This window comes from Mesorhizobium sp. M0060 (assembly GCF_040323155.1).
Taxonomy (GTDB): domain Bacteria; phylum Pseudomonadota; class Alphaproteobacteria; order Rhizobiales; family Rhizobiaceae; genus Mesorhizobium.
Map to the genome: position 1 here is coordinate 1 of NZ_JAMYUP010000016.1, position 21,034 is coordinate 21,034.

The 21,034-nt window shown below is 64.0% G+C and carries 20 protein-coding genes; 19 read left to right on the forward strand and 1 reads right to left on the reverse strand.

Features of this window, described 5'->3' with window-relative positions:
• The first annotated feature begins 18 nt into the window (after positions 1 to 18).
• The 7 genes from NKJ94_RS17180 to NKJ94_RS17210 all read left to right on the forward strand — a co-directional run bounded on the left by NKJ94_RS17180 (position 19) and on the right by NKJ94_RS17210 (position 8,173).
• Complete coding sequence (locus tag NKJ94_RS17180) at positions 19 to 1,296, forward strand: lytic murein transglycosylase (protein WP_352526822.1); 1,278 nt, start codon at positions 19 to 21, stop codon at positions 1,294 to 1,296.
• A 201-nt stretch (positions 1,297 to 1,497) separates the two neighbouring features.
• Positions 1,498 to 3,141, forward strand: a complete 1,644-nt coding sequence (locus NKJ94_RS17185) for an ABC transporter substrate-binding protein (RefSeq protein ID WP_352526671.1) — start codon at positions 1,498 to 1,500, stop codon at positions 3,139 to 3,141.
• Between the two features lie 18 nt (positions 3,142 to 3,159).
• On the forward strand, positions 3,160 to 4,227 hold the full coding sequence (locus NKJ94_RS17190) for an ABC transporter permease (protein ID WP_352526672.1): 1,068 nt from the start codon (positions 3,160 to 3,162) through the stop codon (positions 4,225 to 4,227).
• A complete protein-coding gene (nikC, locus tag NKJ94_RS17195) occupies positions 4,224 to 5,144 on the forward strand; it encodes a nickel transporter permease (RefSeq protein ID WP_352526673.1) in 921 nt (306 codons plus the stop codon). The genes NKJ94_RS17190 and nikC overlap by 4 nt, the downstream gene beginning before the upstream one ends.
• A gap of 25 nt (positions 5,145 to 5,169) precedes the next feature.
• Positions 5,170 to 6,003, forward strand: coding sequence for an ABC transporter ATP-binding protein (locus tag NKJ94_RS17200; protein WP_254816190.1), 834 nt, complete (start codon positions 5,170 to 5,172; stop codon positions 6,001 to 6,003).
• Entirely contained in the window at positions 6,000 to 6,749 is a 750-nt protein-coding gene (locus NKJ94_RS17205; RefSeq protein WP_352526674.1) for an ABC transporter ATP-binding protein, read from the forward strand. Before NKJ94_RS17200 ends, NKJ94_RS17205 begins: the two co-directional genes overlap by 4 nt.
• Before the next feature lie 146 nt (positions 6,750 to 6,895).
• Positions 6,896 to 8,173 carry a 4-aminobutyrate--2-oxoglutarate transaminase gene (locus NKJ94_RS17210; protein WP_352526676.1) on the forward strand — a complete coding sequence of 426 codons (1,278 nt, stop codon included), beginning with the start codon at positions 6,896 to 6,898 and terminating at the stop codon, positions 8,171 to 8,173.
• A 1-nt stretch (position 8,174) separates the two neighbouring features.
• Here the strand turns inward: NKJ94_RS17210 and NKJ94_RS17215 are convergent, their stop codons facing one another.
• Positions 8,175 to 9,428 (reverse strand): NAD(P)/FAD-dependent oxidoreductase, encoded by a 1,254-nt coding sequence (locus NKJ94_RS17215; protein ID WP_352526678.1) that lies wholly within the window; start codon positions 9,426 to 9,428, stop codon positions 8,175 to 8,177.
• Positions 9,429 to 9,878: 450 nt separating this feature from the next.
• Here NKJ94_RS17215 and NKJ94_RS17220 point away from each other — a divergent pair, with 450 nt between their 5' ends.
• The 12 genes from NKJ94_RS17220 (at position 9,879) to ybeY (ending at position 21,027) form a co-directional block, all read left to right on the forward strand.
• A complete protein-coding gene (locus NKJ94_RS17220) occupies positions 9,879 to 11,171 on the forward strand; it encodes an imelysin family protein (protein WP_352526823.1) in 1,293 nt (430 codons plus the stop codon).
• A gap of 55 nt (positions 11,172 to 11,226) precedes the next feature.
• Positions 11,227 to 11,538, forward strand: coding sequence for a (2Fe-2S)-binding protein (locus NKJ94_RS17225; protein ID WP_023676882.1), 312 nt, complete (start codon positions 11,227 to 11,229; stop codon positions 11,536 to 11,538).
• A complete protein-coding gene (bfr, locus tag NKJ94_RS17230; protein WP_023719581.1) occupies positions 11,504 to 11,989 on the forward strand; it encodes a bacterioferritin in 486 nt (161 codons plus the stop codon). The genes NKJ94_RS17225 and bfr overlap by 35 nt, the downstream gene beginning before the upstream one ends.
• A 96-nt stretch (positions 11,990 to 12,085) precedes the next feature.
• Positions 12,086 to 13,609 (forward strand): di-heme oxidoreductase family protein, encoded by a 1,524-nt coding sequence (locus NKJ94_RS17235; RefSeq protein WP_502896017.1) that lies wholly within the window; start codon positions 12,086 to 12,088, stop codon positions 13,607 to 13,609.
• Positions 13,609 to 14,688: an imelysin family protein gene (locus NKJ94_RS17240; RefSeq protein WP_352526680.1), complete on the forward strand. Its 1,080-nt coding sequence runs from the start codon at positions 13,609 to 13,611 to the stop codon at positions 14,686 to 14,688. Before NKJ94_RS17235 ends, NKJ94_RS17240 begins: the two co-directional genes overlap by 1 nt.
• A gap of 2 nt (positions 14,689 to 14,690) precedes the next feature.
• Complete coding sequence (locus tag NKJ94_RS17245; protein WP_352526681.1) at positions 14,691 to 15,797, forward strand: DUF1513 domain-containing protein; 1,107 nt, start codon at positions 14,691 to 14,693, stop codon at positions 15,795 to 15,797.
• A 157-nt stretch (positions 15,798 to 15,954) separates the two neighbouring features.
• Entirely contained in the window at positions 15,955 to 16,647 is a 693-nt protein-coding gene (tsaB, locus tag NKJ94_RS17250; RefSeq protein ID WP_352526824.1) for a tRNA (adenosine(37)-N6)-threonylcarbamoyltransferase complex dimerization subunit type 1 TsaB, read from the forward strand.
• Positions 16,647 to 17,141, forward strand: a complete 495-nt coding sequence (rimI, locus tag NKJ94_RS17255; protein ID WP_352526683.1) for a ribosomal protein S18-alanine N-acetyltransferase — start codon at positions 16,647 to 16,649, stop codon at positions 17,139 to 17,141. Before tsaB ends, rimI begins: the two co-directional genes overlap by 1 nt.
• 21 nt (positions 17,142 to 17,162) lie before the next feature.
• The gene (gene olsA / locus NKJ94_RS17260) at positions 17,163 to 17,963 is read left to right on the forward strand and encodes a lyso-ornithine lipid O-acyltransferase (protein ID WP_352526684.1); all 801 of its coding nucleotides are present in this window, start codon (positions 17,163 to 17,165) and stop codon (positions 17,961 to 17,963) included.
• A 63-nt stretch (positions 17,964 to 18,026) separates the two neighbouring features.
• The gene (gene miaB / locus NKJ94_RS17265) at positions 18,027 to 19,436 is read left to right on the forward strand and encodes a tRNA (N6-isopentenyl adenosine(37)-C2)-methylthiotransferase MiaB (protein ID WP_352526685.1); all 1,410 of its coding nucleotides are present in this window, start codon (positions 18,027 to 18,029) and stop codon (positions 19,434 to 19,436) included.
• 83 nt (positions 19,437 to 19,519) lie between these two features.
• Positions 19,520 to 20,512, forward strand: a complete 993-nt coding sequence (locus tag NKJ94_RS17270; RefSeq protein ID WP_502896016.1) for a PhoH family protein — start codon at positions 19,520 to 19,522, stop codon at positions 20,510 to 20,512.
• 17 nt (positions 20,513 to 20,529) lie between these two features.
• Entirely contained in the window at positions 20,530 to 21,027 is a 498-nt protein-coding gene (gene ybeY / locus NKJ94_RS17275) for an rRNA maturation RNase YbeY (RefSeq protein WP_352526688.1), read from the forward strand.
• Positions 21,028 to 21,034: the final 7 nt, after the last annotated feature.

A 21,034-nucleotide genomic window follows, 5' to 3' on the forward strand; every position in this document is an offset into this window, starting at 1 on the left:
CCCCCCAAGTGGGGGGAGATGTCCGGCAGGACAGAGGGGGGCGCGACAGAACGCCGAGCTCGCACACTAGCCTGCCTCTCGTTTCTAGCAGCCCTACTTGGGTTGATCCTCGCCACTCCCGCCCCCGCGGCAAAAATCGACGACCAGTTCCGCGCCTGGCTTGGCAACGACCTCTGGCCCGAAGCCAAGGCCAATGGCATCTCCAAGAAAACCTTCGACGCCGCCTTCGACGGCATCAAGCCGAACCTGAAGCTGCCCGACCTGGTGCTGCCCGGCGAGAAGGCGACGACGCCGCGGAAGCAGCATCAGGCCGAGTTCGGTTCGCCCGGCGCCTATTTCGCCGAAAAGATAGTTCGCGCCGTCACCACCGGCGGCCGCACCCGCGAGGCGGCCAATGCGAGCACGCTTGCCGCGATCGAGAAACGCTATGGCGTGCCGGGCGAAGTGCTGCTGGCGATCTGGGGCCGCGAGAGCGGCTTCGGTGCGGCAAAGCTGCCCTATGACGCCTTCGAGGTGCTGGGCACCAAGGCGTTCATGTCGACGAAGAAGGCGTTTTTCCGCACCGAACTGCTGGCGGCGCTCGAGATCGTCGAGCGCGGGCTTGCCCCGGTCGGCGCGATGAAATCGTCATGGGCAGGCGCGCTCGGCCAGCCGCAGTTCATGCCGACATCGTTCCTCAAGCATGCCGTCGATTTCGACGGCGACGGCCGCACCGACATCTGGAATTCGACGCCGGACATACTGGCGTCGATCGCCAATTATCTCGTGCATTATGGCTGGGTCAGGGGCCGCGGCTGGGGCTTCGAGGTGACGGTGCCGGACAGCGTCTCGTGCTCGCTCGAAGGCCCGGACCAAGGCAAGAAGATTTCGCAATGGGCTGATATGGGCATCAAGCGTGTGTCGGGCAAACCGTTCCCGGCGAGCGAACGGAAGGCCGAAGGCTTCCTGTTGATGCCGGCGGGACGCAGCGGCCCGGCCTTCATCGTCACGCCCAATTTCTATGTACTGAAGCAGTACAATACCAGCGATCTCTATGCCTTGTTCATCGGCCATGGCGCCGATCGCATCGCCCATGGCGACAGCAATTTCTCAGGCGGCTGGGGCGCGGTCGGCGGGCTCTACCGCTCCGACATCGCCGCCCTGCAGCGGGCGCTGGAGGCCGAGGGTTACGATGTCGGCAGCGCCGACGGCCTGCCTGGCTTCAAGACGCGCCGCTCGATCGGCAAATGGCAGGTCAGGAACGGCCGTGCCGCTACCTGCTTTCCCGACGCCGACCTGGTTACCGCGCTGAAATAGCCGGGTTTCGCACCGCCGATCTGGTCCAATCAACCGTTCTGCAAATGCTCGTTGCCGCGCTCGAAACCGCCGGATATGGTGAGCCGGAACTGCACAAAAAATTGCCAAGACAACGGTCCGGGGATCACCGTTCGACGCGGCAAGAAAATGCCACAACCCTGAGCCGGGAACTCAGGTCAACAAAAACAGGGAACAGTTAAAATGATGATGGAAAAGTTTGCTCTACGCTCCCGCTTCTTGCTCGCGGGCGCAGCCATGTCCGCGCTGCTTCTGGCCGGTGCGCCTGCCTTCGCGGTCACGCCAGCCGACACGCTGGTCGAGGGTTTCGCCATCGACGACATCATCACCATGGATCCGGGCGAGGCGTTCGAATTGTCGACCGCCGAGGTAACCGGCAACACCTATGATCTTTTGGTACGCCTCGACCTCAGCGATACGTCCAAGGTCAAGGGCGACCTCGCCGAAAGCTGGAGCGTCTCCGACGACGGCCTGACCTACACATTCAAGCTCAAGCCCGGCCTGAAATTTGCCTCGGGCAATCCGATCACGGCGGCGGACGTCGCCTATTCATTCGAGCGCGCCATCAAGCTCGACAAGAGCCCGGCCTTTATTATCGGGCAGTTTGGCATCGATGGCGGCAACGTCACTGAGAAGGCCAAGGCTGTTGATGATACAACGTTCCAGTTCACCGTCGACAAGGCCTATGCGCCGAGCTTCGTCTTAAACTGCCTGTCGGCGACGGTCGCCTCGGTCGTCGACGCCAAGCTGGTGAAGGAGCATGTCGCCGCGGTCACGCCGAGCGCCGACTACAAATGGGACAATGATTTCGGCAATGCCTGGCTGAAGACCGGCTATGCCGGCTCGGGCGCTTTCAAGCTGCGCGAATGGCGCGCCAACGAGGCCGTCGTGCTGGAGCGCAACGACAATTACTACGGCGACAAGGCCAAGCTTGCCCGCGTCATCTATCGCAACATGAAGGAAAGTTCGGGCCAGCGCCTTGCGCTGGAAGCCGGCGACATCGACGTTGCCCGCAATCTCGAGCCGAACGACCTTGATGCCATTGCCAAGAATGCCGACCTCACCACCACCAGCGCGCCGAAGGGCACGGTCTATTACATCAGCCTCAACCAGAAGAACCCGAACCTCGCCAAGCCCGAGGTTCGCCAGGCGTTCAAATATCTCGTCGACTACGACGCCTTGAGCACGACCATCCTCAAGGGCATCGGCGAGATCCACCAGACCTTCCTGCCCAAGGGCGTGCTCGGCGAACTGGACGAAAACCCGTTCAAGTTCGACGTCGCCAAGGCCAAGGAACTGCTCGCCAAGGCCGGCCTCGCCGACGGCTTCAGCGTCACCATGGACGTGCGTACCGGGCAGCCGACGACGGGCATGGCGGAATCGATCCAGCAGACGCTGGGACAGGCCGGCATCAAGCTGGAGATCATCCCCGGCGACGGCAAGCAGACGCTGACCAAATACCGCGCCCGCAACCACGACATCTATATCGGCCAGTGGGGCCAGGATTATTTCGATCCGAACTCCAACGCCCAGACCTTCGCCAGCAACCCCGACAATTCGGATGAAGGCAAGACCAAGACGCTGGCCTGGCGCAACGCCTGGGACATCCCGGACTTGACCAAGCAGACCGAAGCCGCCCTGCTCGAGAAGGACGCGGCCAAGCGCGCCGCAATGTACCAGGATCTCGAGAAGAAGATCCTCGATACCAGCCCCTTCGTCATCATCCACCAGCAGCTGGAAGTGGCCGGCCTGCGCAAGAACCTCAAGGGTTTTGCGCTCGGCCCGAGCTTCGACACCAACTTCGTCGGCCCCGTCTCGAAAGAGTGATGCCGGCGGACGCGCCGCATGAGCGTAGCTGAAAGCGAAGCGACGGCAGGGCGCGGCGGCGCCCGCGCCGTTGCCGTGGCCTCATCTATCGCCCGGTTCCTGGTCATCGCGATAACGACCTATCTCGGTCTGCTCGCGGTGACCTTCTTCATCGGCCGCGTGATCCCGATCGACCCGGTGCTGGCGGTGCTCGGCGACCGGGCGCCGGCCAACGTCGTCGAACGAACGCGCCGCGAGATGGGCCTCGACCTGCCGCTGGTCGAGCAGTTCTACATCTATGTCAAACATGCCCTGAACGGTGATTTCGGCACCTCGGTGCTGACCACCAATCCGGTGATGACCGATATCCGCCGCGCCTTTCCGGCGACGCTCGAACTGGCGACGCTGGGGACGCTGATCGGTTCGGTGATCGGCGTGCCGCTTGGCGTGCTCGCCGCCGTGCGGCGCGGCAGCGTCATCGACCAGATCGTGCGCATCATCGGCCTTGTCGGCTATTCCGTGCCGATCTTCTGGCTGGGGCTGCTGGCGCTGGTGCTGTTCTACGCCAAGCTGCAATGGGTCGCCTTTCCCGGCCGGCTCGACGTCGTCTACGAATACACCTTCACGCCGATTACCGGCTTTTACCTGCTCGATGCGCTCTGGCAGCGGCAGTGGGACGTATTTGCCGATGCCTTCCGCCACATCATCCTGCCGGCCTCGCTGCTCGGCTATTTCTCGCTCGCCTACATCAGCCGCATGACGCGCTCGTTCATGCTGAACGAACTCACCCAGGAATACATCGTCGCAGCGCGCGCCAAGGGCTTGTCGGAAACGCGCATCATCTGGGGTCACGCGCTGCGCAACGCCGCGGTACCGATGGTCACGGTGATCGCGCTTTCCTATGCCGGTCTGCTCGAAGGCTCGGTGCTGACCGAGACGGTGTTCTCGTGGCCGGGCATCGGGCTCTACATCACCAATTCCCTGCAGAACGCCGACATGAATGCCGTGCTCGGCGGCACCATCATCATCGGCTCGGTCTTCATCGCCATCAATCTATTCTCCGACCTGCTCTACCGGGTGCTTGATCCGAGGACCAAGGCAGGATGAGCACAGAAGCGATTCAAACCCGCCGCGACTGGCTGCTCAGCGAGCGGCCGGCGTCGCGCGTGCAGGCAAGGCTCGGCCGCGCCTATGTGGCCTGGCGGCGCTTTTCCGCAAACCGGCTGGCCTTTGTCGGCCTGCTCATCATCATCGCCCTGCTGGTGGTCGCGGCCTTCGCCGATGTGCTGGCGCCCTATTCGCCGACATTCGGCGACCTCAAGGGCTCGCGGCTGCTGGCGCCAAGTGCCGCGCACTGGTTCGGCACCGACGATCTCGGCCGCGATATCTATTCGCGCATCATCTTCGGCTCGCGTTGGACGCTCTATGTCGTCATTCTGGTCGCCATCATCGCCGCGCCCATCGGCTTGCTGGTCGGCACCGTTGCCGGCTATGCCGGTGGCTGGACCGATGCGATCCTGATGCGCATCACCGACATCTTCCTCGCCTTTCCGAAGCTGATCCTGGCGCTGGCCTTTGTCGCCGCGCTTGGCCCCGGCATCGAAAACGCCGTGCTCGCCATCGCCATCACCTCGTGGCCGCCTTATGCCCGCATCGCGCGCGCCGAAACGCTCACCGTGCGCAATTCGGATTACATCAAGGCGGTGCAGCTGATGGGTGCTTCGCCGTTCCGCATCGTGCTTCGCCACATCATGCCGCTCTGCATCTCCTCGCTGATCATCAGGGTGACGCTCGACATGGCCGGCATCATCCTGACCGCGGCCGGTCTCGGCTTCCTCGGTCTCGGCGCGCAGCCGCCGTTGCCCGAATGGGGCGCGATGATCGCGTCCGGCCGCCGCTTCGTGCTCGACCAATGGTGGGTGGCGGGCGCCCCGGGCTTTGCCATCCTCATCGTCAGCCTCGGCTTCAACCTGCTCGGCGACGGCCTGCGCGACGCGCTCGATCCCCGAAGCGGTGACCAATGAGCGGCGACCCCATGAGCGGTGACCAATGAGCACGCTCCTCGAAGTCGACGATCTGCGCGTCACCTTCCCGACTCGCACCGGCCTGATCGAGGCGGTGCGCGGCGTTTCCTTCTCGCTCGGGCGCGAGCGGCTCGGCATCGTCGGCGAGAGCGGTTCGGGCAAGTCGCAGACCGGCCGCGCCATCATGGGAGTAACCCCGCCGCAGGCCGAGGTGACCGCGAAGACGCTCGCTTTCGACGGCATCGACCTGCTTGCCGCCTCGCCGCGCGAGCGCCGGGCACTGCGCGGCAAGCGTATCGCCATGATCCTGCAGGATCCGAAATATTCGCTCGACCCGGTGATGAGCATCGGCCGCCAGATCGTCGAGACGCTGCGCACGCATGAGAAGGTCTCCAAGGCCGAAGCACGAGACCGCGCGCTTGCCATGCTGGAGGCCGTGCAGATCCGCGATCCGGCCCGTGTCTTCGACCTGCATCCGCACGAGGTTTCCGGCGGCATGGGCCAGCGCGCCATGATCGCCATGATGCTGATCGCCGGGCCGGAAATGATGATCGCCGACGAGCCGACCTCGGCGCTCGACGTCACCGTGCAGCTCGACGTGCTCGGCATCCTCGACCGCCTGGTCAGCGAGCGCGGCATGGGGCTGATCTTCATCTCGCATGACCTCCGCCTGGTCTCGTCCTTCTGTGACCGGGTGATCGTCATGTATGCCGGCAAGGTGGTCGAGCAGCTCAAGGCATCCGAGCTCGGCCGCGCCCAGCATCCCTACACGCGCGGCCTGCTCAACTGCATGCCGAAGATCGGCGCCGACCGCCACCCGCTGCCGGTGCTCGACCGCAAGCCGGAGTGGGCGGCATGACGGCAGCGCTTTCCGTCGATCGGCTCGAGGTGGTCTTCGACCGTTTTCGCGCGCTGAAGGGCGTCAGCCTCGAGGTGAAATCCGGCGAGTCTTTCGGCCTGGTCGGCGAATCCGGTTCCGGCAAGTCGACGCTGCTGCGGGCGATTGCCGGTCTGGCGCCGGCCGCTTCGGGCACCATTACCGTCAATGGCAAAAAACTCGACGCGCGCCGCGACAAGGCGTTCTACCGCGAGGTGCAGATGGTCTTCCAGGACCCGTACGGCTCCCTGCACCCACGCCAGACCGTCGACCGCCTGCTGCAGGAGCCGCTCGCCATTCACGGCTTCGCCGACGGCGAAAAGCGTATCCAGCGGGCACTAGACGAGGTCGGCCTGGGGACCGGCTTCCGCTTCCGCTATTCGCATCAACTGTCGGGCGGCCAGCGCCAGCGCGTGGCGATCGCCCGCGCCCTGATCCTCGAACCGTCGATCCTGCTGCTCGATGAGCCGACCTCGGCGCTCGATGCTTCGGTGCAGGCGGAGGTGCTGAACCTGCTGGAAGAGATCCGGCGGCGCCGCAAGCTGACCTTCCTGATGGTCAGCCACGACCTCGCCATCATCACCCATATGTGCGAGCGGCTGATGGTGATGCAGAACGGCGAGGCGGTCGAGCACCTCAGCGCCGGCGACCTCGTCGAGCGCCGCGTCACCAAGGACTACACGCGCAATTTGCTGAGGGCCAGCGAGGGGTTTGTCAGGACGGCGTGACGGACGCGGCGTTCGGTTTGCTTACGTCCGCACCGGCAGGCCCAATCGCCCGGCGATGGTGCCAACTTGAGGAAAACCTGAAATAGGCCCAGAAGAGTCTCAACAGCCATCAAACGAGAGCGGGCGCCGGCCCGGCGAGGGGTACGATGACAAATTCAGCCATTTCCGAACGCAAGAACCAGTCGATCTCGCGCGGCGTCGGCATGACCACGCAGATCTATGCCGACCGCGCCGAAAACTCGGAAATCTGGGACGTCGAAGGCCGCCGCTACATCGATTTCTCGTCCGGCATCGCTGTCGTCAACACCGGCCACCGTCACCCCAGGGTGATCGAAGCGGTCAAGGCGCAGCTCGACCGCTTCACCCACACCTGCTACCAGGTCGTGCCCTATGAGAGCTATATCAAGCTGGCCGAACGGCTGAACGGCATGCTGCCCGGCAAGTTCGACAAGAAGACGATTTTTGTCACCACCGGTGCCGAGGCGGTTGAGAATGCCGTCAAGATTGCCCGCAACGCCACCGGGCGGCCGGCGGTCATCGCCTTTTCCGGCGGCTTCCACGGCCGCACCTTCATGGGCATGGCGCTGACCGGCAAGGTGGTGCCTTACAAGGTAGGCTTCGGCGCCATGCCGGCGGATGTCTTCCATGCGCCGTTCCCGGTGGCGCTGCACGGCGTCTCGGTCGCCGATTCGCTGGCGGCGCTCGACCGGCTGTTCAAGGCCGATGTCGATCCGGGCCGCGTCGCTGCCATCATCGTCGAGCCGGTGCAGGGCGAGGGCGGTTTCTACGAGGCGCCGCGCGACTTCATGACCGCACTGCGCAAGATCTGCGACCAGCACGGCATGCTGTTGATCGCCGACGAGGTGCAGACCGGCTTTGCCCGCACCGGCAAGATGTTCGCCATGGACCACCACGAGGTGGCGGCCGACATCACCACCATGGCCAAGAGCCTGGCCGGCGGCTTCCCGCTGTCGGCGGTCACCGGGCGTGCCGAGATCATGGATGCACCGAACCCCGGCGGGCTCGGCGGCACCTACGGCGGCAGCCCGATCGGCGTCGCCGCGGCGCATGCCGTGCTCGACGTCATCGACGAGGAGAGGCTCTGCGACCGCGCCAACGCGCTGGGCAACCGGCTGAAGCAGCGCCTGCAATCGATCCGCGACGAAGCGCCGGAGATCGTCGATATCAGAGGCCCCGGCTTCATGAACGCGGTCGAGTTCAACGATGTGAAGAAGGGCTTGCCGGCGCCGGAACTTGCCAATGCGGTCCGGCTGAAGGCGCTCGACAAGGGCCTGATCCTGCTCACCTGCGGCGTCTACGGCAACGTCATCCGCTTCCTCGCGCCGATCACCATCCAGGACGCAGTGATGAATGAAGCGCTCGATATCCTGGAAAGCTCGATCCGCGAAGTCCGCGCTGCCTGAGCTATCCGGCCGCGCGGGCAGGCTCTGCCTGCTGGAATGCGGCGAGCGCCGCCTTCAGTCCGTCGGGCCCGGTCGCGACAATCTGCGGCGTCGGCGAAAAGCCGGCGCCGAGCATCTTGCGGCCAAGCATGTGGTCGCCGGGCCGGTTGACCGATTCGATGCCAAGCAGCCGGCTTGCGGCATAGTGGTAGATCGAGAATTTGTTCTCGGCCACGTCGCCCAGCACTAGATGGCTGTCGCCGCCCGAAATCAGGCCGACCATCTGCAGCTTCATGTCGCCGATATCAGACCAGAACCACGGCACCGCCGAATAATTGTCGGCATGGCCGACGATGGTGCGCGCGGCAAGCCGCGCCTGGTCAGTGGCGTTCTGCACCGATTCCAGCCGCACATCGCCGCCTGTGAACCAGTGCCGGTAGGAAGCGGCGTCGCCGATGGCGAGGATTTCAGGCACCGACGTGCGCATCTGCTGGTCGACGCGGATACCGTTGGCGATGGCAATGCCGGCGGCTTCGGCCAATTCGACATTCGGCACGACGCCGATGCCGATGACGACCATCTGCGCCGGCAATCTCTCGCCGGATGAGGTGATTGCAGCCGAAACACGGCCGTTCTCGCCCTCCAGCCGTTCGATGGTGGTGCCGGCAAGGACGCGCACACCGGTCGCTTCCAGACGCTGGCGCACATGGCTGGCGATGACCGGCGCCACCGCGCGGCCGAGCAGCCGGTCGACCGCCTCGACCACCGTAACCTTGCGGCCGGCCGCGGTGAGCGTTGCGGCAATCTCCAGGCCGATGAAGCCGCCGCCGAGGATGACGACCTCCTCGCTTTGCACGCTCAGTTCGCGGATCAGGCGGGCATCACTGAGCGAGCGCAGCGACACAACGCCAGAAAGCTCCGAACCCGGCAGCGGCAGCAGGCGCGGCCGCGCGCCGGTGGCGAGGATCAGCCGGTCGAACGGCAGCACGCCACCGCCCGATATCTCCAGCCCGCGACCGCCGACATCGATCCTCTCGATCCGGAGGCCCGGCCGGTAGTCGATGCTGCTGCCGGTATAAAAAGGCTCGCCGCGCAACGGCTGCGGCTTTGCTTTCTGATCCTTGATGAAGGTCTTCGACAGCGGCGGCTTGTGGTAGGGCAGTTCGTTTTCGTCACCGACGAGGATTACCGGGCCGTCATAGCCCTCCTCGCGCAGGCTGGCGGCCGCTTGCACGCCCGCATGACCCGCACCGACAATGACAACCCCGTTCTTCATAACAGCCCGATTTCTCATCCAAATCTAGGACGTCCCGCCAAGTGGCGATTGCCTGGCGCCGCCGCAAGAGTGCCGATCCGGGTCGCACCCGGAACGGCCGCCTGTCAATCGCGTTCATACGCCGACATTCCCGATATATCGGTGTTAAAGTTGACAGTTCTAGTTTAGAATAATTCTAAACTATTGTTTCAATTGAATTTTTTCTCAGACACCAGTTGACATCCAGCGTCTTCGCCGTTTTATGGAAGCTCGCGCGTCAGCGCATCCCTTTGATGTCTGGGCCTTGAACCCTTTCGATTGGAGGCATTTCGGTGTCTTTCTTCCGCGAACCGCGCGATGGCGCGATCTTTTTTTGCCCGCTGGCAGCTGCCCGCCGCGGCGCCTGCCGTCGGCCGCCACCCATGGCGCCGGCATTTCACTGATTCCCGAGGAGAGACAGTCATGAGAACGATGATCACGGCGCGATATGGCAGCAGGCTTGCGGCGATCGGCGCCACCGCGATGCTCACGGCGGCGGTGTTCGTGCTGCCGGCCAAGGCGCAAACCGATGCCAAGGCAGTCATCAAGACCTATTCCGACATTGCGCTCGCCAAATACGGGGATTCGCTGATTACGGCTGAGGCGCTCGACAAGGCTGTCGATGCGCTGCTCGCCAAGCCGTCGGTGGAAACTCTGAACGCCGCCCGCGAGGCCTGGAAGGCATCGCGTGTCCCCTATCAGCAGACCGAGGTCTATCGTTTCGGCAATGCCATCGTCGACGACTGGGAGGGCAAGGTGAATTCCTGGCCGCTCGACGAGGGCCTGATCGACTATGTCGCCAAGAGCTATGGCACCGAGTCGGATGCCAACGCGCTCTACACCGCGAATGTGATCGCCAACAAGTCGATCGAGATCAACGGCAAGAAGGTCGACGCCACCAGTCTGACGCCGGAATTCCTCTCCGGCACGCTGCAGGAGGCCGGCGGCATCGAGGCCAATGTGGCGACCGGCTATCACGCCGTCGAATTCCTGCTGTGGGGCCAGGACCTGCACGGTACCGGTCCGGGCGCCGGCGAGCGGCCCTATACCGATTACGACCTTACCAATTGCACCGGCGGCAATTGCGACCGTCGCGCGCAGTATCTGAAATCGGCGAGCGACCTTTTGGTTTCCGATCTCAAGGACATGGTCAACGACTGGAAGGAAGGCGGCGCCGCCCGTAAGAACCTTGTCGATGGCGAGCCGAACGCCGCCATTTCGACCATCTTCACCGGCATGGGCTCGCTGTCCTATGGCGAACTCGCCGGCGAGCGGATGAAGCTCGGCCTCTTGCTGCACGATCCGGAAGAGGAGCACGATTGCTTCTCCGACAACACCTACAACTCCCATCTCTACGACGCCATCGGCATCCGTGCCGCCTATCACGGCAGCTACACGCGGCTTGACGGCACTGTCGTCGAGGGGCCGTCGGTGGCCGACATGGTCAGGCAAGCCGACCCGGCGATCGACAAGGAACTGTCGGGCAAACTGGATGTCACCGTCGCCAAGATGGAGGCCATCAAGGCGCGGGCGCTCGCCGGCGAGGCCTATGACCAGCAGATCGGAGAAGGCAACACGGAAGGCAATGCCACCGTGCAGGCGGCGATCGACGCGCTGGTCGATCAGACCAAGTCGATCGAGCGCGCCGTCGGCACCCTGAAGCTCAATGCCATAGCCTTCGAGGGCTCGGACAGCCTCGATTCACCGGACAAGGTGTTCCAGTAAACTATCGAAACCACCAGCCACGCGGCGCAATTGGCGCCGTCAGCCAGAGCGACAAATGCTGATCTGCCATTGCAACATCATCACCGAAAAGGAGATAGAGCAGACGATCGTCGGGCTGCTGGATGAGGACCCCTGGCAGCTTATCGTGCCGGCGAAGGTCTATCACGCCATGCACAAGCGCGGTCGCTGTTGCGGCTGCTTCCCAAATGTGGTCGAAACGATCATTCGGGTCACCGAAAATTACCACGCCCGCTCGGCGGCGAGCGGCGTGGACATCGTTTCACATCTGGATCGCGTCAGAGGCCTGCGCGTCCAATACGGGAGCAGAACCCATGAAAGGCGAACAGCAGATCATAGAGCGGCTTAACGAGGCTCTGTTTCTGGAACTTGGAGCGGTCAATCAGTACTGGGTGCATTTCCGGCTGCTGGAAGACTGGGGATACGCCAAGCTGGCAAAGAAGGAACGCGCTGAATCGATCGAGGAAATGCACCATGCCGACCGACTCGTGGCGCGTATCATCTTCCTCGAGGGCCATCCGAACCTGCAGTCCGTGGCGCCGCTGCGCATCGGGCAGAATGTCAAGGAAGTGCTCGAATCCGATCTTGCCGGCGAATATGACGCGCGCACCGCCTACAAGCGTTCGCGCGAGATTTGTAATGAAGCAGGCGACTACGTGACGATGAAGCTGTTCGAGGAATTGCTTACTGACGAGGAAGGTCACATCGACTTCCTCGAGACGCAACTCGACCTGCTCGCCTCGATCGGCGAGGAAAAATACGGCCAGCTCAACGCGGCATCGGCCGACGAGGCGGAATAAGGACATGCGGGAATGCGGCGCCCCCTAGATTTCTTGCGCCGCTTGCGGCCGGCCGAAGATTGCGGCCTGCCGCCTCAGAAGAAGCCGCGATACGGAATGGTTCGCGCCGCTTTTCTGGCCGTCGTGGCGACGCTTACCGCCTCGGCTCTGGCCGGCGCGCCGCAACCGGCGGGCCTTGCCACCAGCCGCACCGATCTGACGCCGAAGGATTTGGCGCGCGTTATCGCCATCACAAGGCCAACCAGCGATTTCTCCAAGCCCGAGCAATTCGAGCTGATGCAGGGCGGCGCCGGCACCTCGAAGAAGGACGTCAACAAGGACGCCTTCTCGCAATCCTCCGCCAACATCAGCTTCGAGGAAGAGGGCACGTTCAAGCTCGGCAACGCCATTTTTCGCAAGAACTGGGTGTCGTCGCCATCCTCGACACAGGCCTCGGATGGGCTTGGTCCGCTGTTCAACGAGCGCGCCTGCCAGAACTGCCATCTGAAGGACGGCCGCGGCCACCCGCCGGAAGGCGACAGCGGCACCACCTCGATGTTCCTGCGGCTGGCACGGCAAGCCAGCACCGAGGAGGAAAAAGCCGCGCTCGCCGATCACAAGGTGCTCAACTTCCCCGACCCGGTCTATGGCACGCAGCTGCAGGAATTGGCCGTTCCTGGCCTGCGGGGCGAAGGCAGGATGCGTGTCGACTATCAAGACGAGAAAGTAAAATTGGCGGACGGCAGCGTGGTGTCGCTGCGCAAGCCCAGCTATTCGGTCGAGGGCCTTGCCTACGGGCCGCTCGATCCACGCACCACGCTGTCGCCGCGCATGACGCCGCCGATGATCGGCCTTGGCCTGGTCGAGCAGATCGCTCCGGCCGACATCCTTGCCCATGCCGATCCGGCCGACCGCGATGGCGACGGTATTTCCGGCAGGCCCAACATAATACGCGACGGCAGCAGCGGCGAGCTGACGCTCGGCCGTTTCGGCTGGAAGGCGCAGGCCGCATCGATCCGCCAGCAATCGGCGGACGCTTTTGCCGGCGATATCGGCATTTCGACGCCCGAGGTGCCGAAGCACTGGGGCGATTGCACCTCCGGAGAAAAGGCCTGCCTTGCCCTACCCAACGGTGTGCAGGACCGCCTCGGTCCGGTCGAAGCGCCGCCGCCCGTCATGGACCTCGTTACCTTCTATTCGCAAAACCTTGCCGTGCCGGCCCGGCGCGACCTCGACAGACCGGACGTGCTCGTCGGCAAAAAACTGTTCTACGATATGGGCTGCATCTCCTGCCATACGCCGAAATTCGTCACCCGTCGCGGCACCCCGAACAAGGCGCAGGCCTTTCAGCTGATCTGGCCTTATTCCGATTTTCTGCTGCATGACATGGGGCCGGGTCTTGCCGACGGGCAGGCGGTGGGCGAGGCCACGGGAAGCGAATGGCGCACGCCGCCACTGTGGGGCATCGGACTCACCCAGACGGTCAGCGGCAACACCTTCTTCCTGCATGACGGGCGCGCGCGCAGCCTGGCCGAGGCGATCCTGTGGCATGGCGGCGAGGGGCAGAAGGCGCGTGACCGCTTTGCCGCAGCCGATGCGGCCGACCGCGATGCGCTGATCAAGTTTCTGGAGTCGCTCTGATGCCGAAGCGTCTTGCGCTTGTTCTTGCTCTCACGCTGGTCTTCGCCGCTGCACTGCCGGCGTCTGCGGCGGTGAAAGCTTCGGACGTGATCCAGCGGGCGATCGACGGCTTTGTCCGCCCGGCCTATGCCAGGCTGCATGATCATGCGGACAGCTTGACCGGGGCAATGCACGCGCTTTGCCAGGCGCCCTCGCAAGACAATCTCGATGCGGCACGCGCCGAATTCTCGGGTCTCGTGGATGCCTGGTCGGTGGTGGAAATCATCCGTTTCGGGCCGATCGCCGAAAGCAACCGGCTTGAGCGCATGCTGTTTTGGCCGGACCGCAAGAGCATCGGCCTGAAGCAGGTGCAGGCAGCACTTGCCGGCAAGGATCCGACAGCCGCCGATTCGGCCCAGCTGGCGACAAAGAGCGTCGCCATGCAAGGGCTCGGCGCACTGGAATTCCTGCTCTACGGCGACGGCGCCGATCGATTGGCCGGCAAGGACGACGCCTATCGCTGCGCCTATGGCGCGGCCATTGCCGGCAATGTCGAGACAATCGCCGGCGAGGTCAGCGACGCCTGGAATAAGCCCGGCGGCTTTGCGGCGCTCTGGGGCAATCCGGGTCCGCAGAACGCGCTCTATCACGACGGCACCGAAGCGGTGACCGAACTGGTCGGCGTCTTCATCAACGAGCTGGAAATGGTCCGCGACGTGCGCCTGAAAGGCTTCCTGGGCGCCAAGCCGGAGGCCGACAAACCGAAACAGGCGATCTATTGGCGTTCGCAAAACACCGCCCGCTCGCTGACCGGAAATCTGGCGGGCATGGACGCTCTGTTCCAGGCCTCGCAGCTTGGCGATGCGTTGCCGCCCGACGCGCGCTGGATGGCGGGATCGGTCCACATCCAGCTGACCAACGGGATCGAGGTCGCAAAGACGATCAGAGGTCCGATCGACAAGGCACTTGCCGATCCGGCGCTGCGCCAGAAGCTCGACTATTTCTCGCTGGTGACATCCAGCCTGACGACCCTGATCGGCACCAGGCTGGCTGCCGAATTCGGCCTGACCGCCGGGTTCTCGTCACTGGATGGCGACTAATTATGCGCATGCCGCTGATCGATCGGCGCGATTTCCTGAGGGCCGCAGGCGCTGGTTTCGTAGCGGCGATGGCGCCGTCGGCCTGGGCAAAGACGCGCGACGCCGACGCGGTCTTCGCCACCGCTTTCGTCAAGCGCGACGGCAGCTATGGTGCGGCCATCCTGTCCGAGGCCGGCAAGCTTCTGCATTCGATCGATCTGCCCGACCGCGGCCACGACGTTACCTTCGATCCGGTGTCGAAGCGTTCGGTGGTGTTTGCCAGGCAGCCGGGCACCTTTGCTGTCATCTTCGACCACACCGGCCGCGATGAACCGCAGACCATTGCCAGCGTTGCCGGCCGGCATTTCTTCGGCCATGGCGTGTTTTCGACCGACGGCGCGCTGCTCTACGCCACCGAGAATGATTTCGATAACGCCGCCGGCGTCGTCGGCGTCTATGATGCGCATGCGAAGTTCAAGCGGATCGGCGAATTCCCGACCTACGGCATGGGCCCGCACGAGCTTTTGCTGCTTTCCGACGGCAGGACGATTGCCGTCGCCAATGGCGGCATCGAAACGCATCCGGATTATGGCCGCGCCGAGCTCAACGTCGCGACGATGAAGCCCTCCTATGTGCTGGTCGACCGTCTCACCGGCGATCTGATCGAAAAGCACGAATTGCCGCCGGCGCTGCACCAGCTGTCGATCCGCCACATGGACGCCGACCGGTCCGGCACCGTCTGGTTCGGCTGCCAGTACAGGGGGCCGGGCACCGATCGCCCCCCGCTGGTCGGCCGCGCGCCGCGCGGCAAGGAATTGCAACTGCTCGACATGCCGCAGCACGTGCTCTCCGGCTTCAGGAACTATATCGGCTCGGTCGCCGCCAACCCGGTCGCCGGCACGATCGCCGTGTCCTCGCCGGAGGGGAATTCGCTTGCCGTGATCGGCGCGGCCAGCGGGCGCATCGTCACCACCACGGCGCTGGTCGAGGTCTGCGGCGTGGCGCCCGACGGGAAAAGCTTCATGGCAACGACGGGCGCCGGCGAGATCGTCGAACCAGGTGGCGCGACCCGTTCCGAGCCGGACTATGTCTGGGACAATCACGTGCTGCGCATCGACCAGATCGGCTAGTGCGGCACCGGTTTGTGGCAGTTGCGTTCGTCGAAGCTTACCTTTCTGGACTCGGATCCGAGCAAAGTTGCCTGACGGTCTATGCATTATTCCCTTGCGGGGATCAGCCTTGGCGGGCACAGGGAACTTTGTGTTGAACCTGTCTCAACCGGCCACCATGAAGTTGCTTGCCATCGACTGTGCTGCCAATCTCTGCGCCGCCTGCGTCTACGACGCGGCGGCTGGGAAGGAACTCGGCCGTTCGGTGTTCGATCTCGGCAAGGGCCATGCGGAACATTTAATGGCCGTGATCGAGGGGGCGTTGAAGGCGGCCGGAACCGATTATGCCGGCCTCGGCGCCATTGCCGTTTCCACCGGTCCGGGCTCCTTCACCGGTCTGCGCGTCGGTGTCTCGGCGGCGCGCGGCCTGGCGCTGGCGCTGAAAATACCGGCGATCGGCGTGACGACTCTGGAAGCACTGGCGGCGCAAGCGAGAGCGACGTTTCCCGGCCGCGCCGTGCTCGCCGCGCTCGATGCAGGGCGCGAGGAAATCCATGCGGCACTTTATGATGAAGCATCCGTTTTGATTTACGGTCCCTCGGTGACCACGCTTTCACAAGCCGCCGCCATCGCGGTTGACAGATCTGCGGTTCTTGCCGGCACGTCGACATCGCAAATTGCCGCCTCGGTCGGGCGCGCCTTCGACGTCGGCGCGACGGCGGCCACCGCCGACATTGCCGCCTATGCCCGGCTGGCCGCCGCCCAAGGTGCCGGTAAAAAGGGCGAGGGCGAAAAGCCGAAACCGCTCTATCTGCGCGGCGCCGACGCAAAGCCTCAGGCAGGCTTTATCCTATCGAGGCAAAAAAACTGATGCGCATTCCCTTCCTCCAGTCGCGCCGCAGGGACTATGCGCTCGAGCCGCTGACGGTTGCTGACAGCGCGGCCATGTCGGTGCTGCATCGCGAGGATTTCGCGCGGCCGTGGACCGACGACGAATTCGCCGCACTGCTCGAGCAGGACACGGTGTTCGGCTATGCCGCGCGCGAGACCGGACAGGGCGCCAAGCCGCCGCTCGGCTTCGTGCTGGCGCGCCTGGCGGCCGGCGAGGGAGAGATCCTGACTGTCGCGGTGGCACGTTCGCATCGGCGCCGGGGGCTCGGCTGGCAATTGATGGATGCGGTGCTGCGCGAACTGCACGCACAGCGCGCCGAGGCGCTTTTTCTTGAGGTCGACGAGACCAACGTTGCCGCGATCGCGCTCTACCGTCGGCTCGGCTTCCGCGAGGTCGGCAAGCGCGCCAACTATTACAAGTCGCCGGAGCACGGCCCGACCGGCGCGCTTGTCATGCGCCGCGATCTTCGTTAGCCAAACGTCGGGGTGGTGCGGATGATCGGAAAAATCAGGATTTTCCTGGCGCTGGGGCTGGTTGTCCTCGGCTCGCTGGTGCTTGTGCCGCTGCAGATAGTGTCGATGAGGACCGGGCTCTGGCGCGAGACCTTCATCCTGAAAATCTGGCACAGGATGATTGTCAGGACGCTGGGGCTGCGCATCCATGTCAAGGGCTCTCTCTTCGAACAGCGCCCATTGCTGGTTGCGGCCAACCACATCTCCTGGACCGACATCATGGTGCTGGGGTCGATGGTCGACGTGACGTTCATCGCCAGGGCCGACATGGCCGGCTGGCCGTTGATCGGCATGCTGTCGAAGCTGCAGCGCACCGTATTCATCGAGCGTGAGCGCAAGCGTTCGTCGGGCGACCAGGCGAGCGAGATCGCCGGTCGCATGGCCAAAGGCGACGCCATGGTGCTGTTCGCCGAAGGCTCGACCGGCGACGGCAACATGATCCTGCCGTTCAAGAGCACGCTGTTCGGCGCCGCCACAATGGCGATTGCGGAAGGGGCGGCCGAAAAGGTCTTCATCCAGCCGGTGGCGGTCGTCTATACGCGCCTGCATGGCGTGCCGCTTGGCCGCCGGCATCGGCCGGTTGCCGCCTGGATCGGCGATGAGGAGCTGATGCCGCACCTCAAGGTGCTGATGGCCGAGGGCGCCCTCGACGTCGAGGTGCATTTTGGCGAGGCGATCGCTTTCTCCAAGGGCTCCAGCCGCAAGGAAACGGCAAAGCAGATGGAACGCCAGGTGCGCGAGATGGTACAGGCGGCGCTCGCCGATCCGCGCCCAAGCCGGTAATCCGCGCAGGTTCCAGCCAGATTCGTCTGTTTTTTGTCAGGAAAAGGCGCTAGAAGCCGCGAAATGGAATTGAACACGATAGAACGCGACGACATCGGCGCTGCCGCCGACGACCTGGTCGTTCCGCCTGCCGCGACCAGAAAGGTCTTCGTCAAGACCTATGGCTGCCAGATGAACGTCTACGATTCGCAGCGCATGACCGATGCTCTGGCGGCCGACGGTTATGCCGCGACGGACGCCATCGGCGAGGCCGATCTGGTGCTGCTCAACACCTGCCACATCCGCGAGAAAGCGGCGGAAAAGGTCTATTCCGAACTTGGGCGCATCCGTGAGATGAAGGCCGAGCGTGCGAAGGCCGGGCGCGAAATGCTGGTTGGCGTCGCCGGCTGCGTGGCGCAGGCCGAGGGTGCCGAGATCATCCGCCGCTCGCCGGCCGTCGATCTGGTCATCGGTCCGCAGACCTATCACCGGCTGCCCGGTGTGCTGGCGAGGGCGCGCGGTGGCGAAAAGGTCGTCGAGACCGACTATGCCGTCGAGGACAAATTCGAGCATCTGCCGCAGCCGAAGCGCGCCGAACTGATCAGGCGCGGCGTGACGGCGTTTTTGACCGTTCAGGAAGGCTGCGACAAGTTCTGCACCTTCTGCGTCGTGCCTTATACGCGCGGCTCGGAAGTATCGCGGCCGGTGGCACAGATCGTCGCCGAGGCCGAGCGTCTGGCGGATGCCGGCGTGCGCGAGGTGACGCTGCTCGGCCAGAACGTCAATGCCTGGCACGGGAGGGGCCAAAACGGCGAGGAATGGGGCCTTGGCCGGCTGCTGTACAGGCTGGCCGAGATTCCGGGCCTGGCGCGGCTGCGTTACACGACCAGCCATCCGCGCGACATGGACGATGAATTGATCGCCGCCCATCGTGATTTGCCGACGCTAATGCCCTATCTACATTTACCGGTGCAATCCGGCTCCGACCGCATACTCAAGGCGATGAACCGCAGGCATATGGCCAAGGACTATCTGACGTTGATCGATCGCATCCGCGCCGCACGGAGCGATATTGCACTGTCGGGCGATTTTATCGTCGGCTTTCCCGGTGAGACGGAAGCCGATTTCGAGGCGACGATGCAGTTGGTCAAAGACGTCAACTATGCCTCGGCCTTTTCGTTCAAATATTCGCCGCGCCCCGGCACGCCGGGCGCCGAGATGAGCGATCACGTGCCGGAGGCGGTCAAGGACGAGCGCCTGCAGCGACTGCAGGCGCTGCTTCTGAAACAGCAGCAGGATTTCGGCACCAGCCTGGTCGGCAGGACCATCGACACGCTGATCGAGAAGCCGGGCCGCCAGGCCGGCCAGAAGGTTGGCCGCTCGCCATGGCTGCAGCCGGTTATTGTTGATGAAATGGCCGGCGAAATCGGTGACATTATCCAGGTACGAATCACGAAGACGGGCTACAACAGCCTGTTCGCCGAATTGGCCTGAAGGCCTCGGCAGATGAGGAGAGACGGTTGAGCGCTGCTGAAGTGAAGAACCTGCCCCAGAACCTACCCTCGGGGGCCTCGGATATGGCGCACATCGTACTGACTTTCGACAACAACAAGCTTGCCAGCGCCCTTTACGGCCAGTTCGACGAAAATCTGGCCAGGCTCGAGCAGAAGCTCGGCGTCGACATCCGCTCGCGCGGCAACCAATTGACCATCAAGGGCTCTTCCTCGGCCGCCGAGCAGGCACGCCGCGCCTTGGACAATCTTTATGGCATTCTGCAGAAAGGCACCGATATCGGCCAGTCCGATGTCGACGGCGCCGTGCGCATGGCGATCGCCACCGACGACCAGCTAACGCTGCCGACGCTGGAGCGCAAAGGCAAGGTGTCCGCCGCCCAGATATCGACGCGCAAGAAGACCATCTATGCCCGCTCGCTGAACCAGGACGCCTATATGCGCGCGCTGGAGCGGTCGGAACTCGTCTTCGGCATCGGCCCGGCCGGCACCGGAAAGACCTATCTGGCGGTGGCGCATGCGGCAATGCTGCTCGAACGCGGCATGGTCGAACGCATCGTGCTGTCGCGCCCCGCGGTCGAGGCCGGCGAACGGCTTGGCTTTCTGCCGGGTGACATGAAGGAGAAGGTCGATCCCTATCTGCGGCCGCTCTATGACGCGCTCTACGACCTGATGCCGGCCGACAAGGTCGAGCGGGCGATTGCCGCCGAGGTCATCGAGATCGCGCCGCTGGCGTTCATGCGCGGCCGTACGCTGGCGCACGCTGCCGTCATCCTCGACGAGGCGCAGAACACCACGCCGATGCAGATGAAGATGTTCCTGACCCGGCTCGGCGAGAATTCGCGTATGATCGTCACCGGTGATCCGACCCAGATCGATCTGCCGCCAAACACCAAGTCCGGTCTGGTCGAGGCACTGAGAATCCTCGACGGCGTCACCGGCATGGTGACGGTCCGCTTCAACGAGGGCGACGTCGTCAGGCATCCGCTGGTCGCCGAGATCGTCAAGGCCTACGACCGTGACGGCAAGCTGGCCAGGGGCTTGGGTGTCGAAGGCTGATTTGATGATGCGGCCGCATGGCTGAGGAGCAAAAGGCGGGGGGGCAGCTTCCCGTCGAGATCGATATCGCGATCGAGGCGGGCGATTGGCCCGACGAGACGATGCTGACGCGGCTGGTCGACCGCGCGGTGGTGGCCGCCTTTACCGAAACCGGTGCGGACGGGCGTTCCGAGCTCAGCATCGTCTTTTCCGACGATGCCCATATTCGTACGCTCAATGCCGGCTGGCGCGGCAAGGACAAGCCGACCAACGTCCTGTCTTTTCCAGCTTTTCCGTTTGCGAGGGGCGGGCCTCTGCCGCCGATGCTGGGCGACATCGTGCTGGCCGCCGAGACTGTCGCGCGCGAGGCGGCACTGGAAGACAAGCCGGTCGAGGACCATATCTCCCATCTCGTTATCCACGGCCTGCTGCATTTGCTGGGCTACGATCACGAAACCGACGCCGAAGCGGAATTGATGGAAGCGACAGAGCGCGCAGCACTTGCGAGGCTTGCCATTCCCGATCCCTACACGTAATTACAAA